At 38.0% G+C, this 1,583-nt stretch carries 2 protein-coding genes; both read right to left on the bottom strand.

The features are described 5' to 3' along the window. Positions 1–1,271: major capsid protein (locus EP166_RS21040; protein WP_220432672.1), on the bottom strand; the 1,271-nt coding region annotated here is incomplete at its 3' end. Between the two features lie 26 nt (positions 1,272–1,297). Continuing rightward, positions 1,298–1,583 (bottom strand): hypothetical protein (locus EP166_RS21370; protein WP_220432673.1); only part of this gene is annotated, 286 nt, incomplete at its 5' end.

The raw sequence follows: 1,583 nt of genomic DNA on the forward strand, positions 1-1,583 counted from the left end.
CACATATTGGAAAGAGCTTGAGGCAAGTTAACACCAAAGTGTTTACGAATCTGTTCACGATAGTCAGAATCACCAGACTGAGAAATTTCCTTCCAACGCTGAAGTGCTTCAGCCTGACGAAGAGCGAGAACAGTAAACTTAGAAGCAATATCCTGTACATTGACAGTAAGAGGAGAACCAGCATTTATAGTTCCTCCAGAAGACAAATCAACACCAATAGGTGAAGTAGCAATTCCTTTATTCATAACAGTCGCAGTACCTACGGGATGAGAAGCACCAGAAGTATCGACAACCTGAACTTTAGAAATTGAAGAAGGAAGGTCAATTACAGCAACATCTCCAAACTGAGAGTTCGGGAGAACACCCATCAACATATCCTTGTTCCAATTGCAATATTTGAGGTCAAACATTGTATCGGATTTCCAATAGTCATCAGAAGGTGAAGGAAGATCTGAAACCAAGATAGGAGAAACACCCGTAAAATAGTCAACATTATAAGAAGAAGGATTTGATTTTTCCCATTGAGACCAACGGAAGAAATCCTGATAAATCTTCTGATAAGCAAGAAGAGGGAAAAGATTCACGTAATTATTCTGAATATACTGTTGGGTATAACCTACTGGGGTATTATCTTTTTTTAAAGAAGTAGACCACCAACGGGTTTTCTCAGAAGGGGCGACACGAATTAAATTACCATATCCAAGATATTGAAATAATTTATAACACAAATCAGAACGATAAAAACCAAACATATTCTTCTTTCCTGAATCATTAGGACTCCAATCATTTGCGTTTAAATGATTGACAACAATTCCCAAATAATCAATAGGCAAAGAAGGTAAATAAGAACCAAGAGACAAATTCTGCGTCAAAGACAAAGATTGAATCTGATTAATATCCTGCATCTGAGTCAACACGGAAGGTGCAGACTTCCAAAGAAGGCGTAACGNCTGCGTCAAAGACAAAGATTGAATCTGATTAATATCCTGCATCTGAGTCAACACGGAAGGTGCAGACTTCCAAAGAAGGCGTAACGGCACAGCGTAAAAATCAAAGTATTCACGCAAACGGGTATAAGCAGAAGTCTCAACGGGTTGAGTTCGGGTGAAATACTCAACATTAAACTTATACTTATCACCAGGCATGGAAATATCCCAATAAACGGGAAGAAGCTCACCAACTTTCGCAGTAAATGCATTTTTACGTCCAATATCAAATCCAGAACGGTGAGGGTGATTCTGAAGGTTGGACATTCCAGTGTAAGAAGCCATAAAAACAATTTAACAATTAAACAATATTAATCTTGATAAGAAAAAATACCAAACGAATCATTAGTCTTCTTGTGTTTGACCTTATCCCGACATTTCAACAAAGACGCGGCAGCCAAGCGACGAACAAGAGGAAGTTCATGATAGGGTTTTTCCTTATTTTCAGGAGGTCTATTATAACGGAAAGAATAGTTACGAAGCTCAAAGTTTACCAAATCCTTATCATTGGAGTCTTCCAGAGTCTGATAGAAATCTACAAGACGGCTGTACTCGTAACGATTCCAAAAATTAACTATTTTTTCAGAAATTATTCGC

Source organism: Saccharospirillum alexandrii (assembly GCF_004000275.1).
In the GTDB taxonomy this organism is placed as follows: domain Bacteria; phylum Pseudomonadota; class Gammaproteobacteria; order Pseudomonadales; family Natronospirillaceae; genus Saccharospirillum; species Saccharospirillum alexandrii.